This is a genomic window from Treponema sp. R80B11-R83G3, from assembly GCF_054786115.1.
Genome location: NZ_BDHF01000521.1, coordinates 1 through 420, shown reverse-complemented (window position 1 = coordinate 420; position 420 = coordinate 1). Strand labels below are relative to the sequence as shown.

Genomic DNA, 420 nt, shown 5'->3' with positions numbered 1-420 from the left:
GTATATGCTTCGCCGCCTTACGGCGGCTCGGCTTCCGCAAAACCACAGTCGGGCTACGCCCTTTGTGTGGTTTTGCTACAGCACATTTTTTTGCGCCCGTAAAAATGCTTCGCATTTTTCCTTATCGGGCGCAAAAAAACGTCATATACAGCCAAAACGTTATGCGAAAGGCAGGTTAAATTAATTTGAAAAGTAAATAATAGAGATTGATTAAAAAATAAAATTAAGATAGAATAAAAGAATAATTGTAAAGGGGATTAAGATGGACATTTTGGAAAATATTATATTCAGAAAATTAAATGAAAATGACATGGAATTATTCATTGATTTACGATTAATATTTTTAGCAGATTGTTTTGATACAATAAATGACACAGATAAAACTAATATGGAAAATATCCTGTTTTGACTGTAATATAT

The 420-nt window shown here is 32.4% G+C and carries 1 protein-coding gene; it reads left to right on the top strand.

Features of this window, described 5'->3' with window-relative positions; all coding sequences use genetic code 11:
- Nucleotides 1-184 (top strand): hypothetical protein (locus ACYVRH_RS14765; RefSeq protein ID WP_461257616.1); only part of this gene is annotated, 184 nt, incomplete at its 5' end.
- Nucleotides 185-420: the final 236 nt, after the last annotated feature.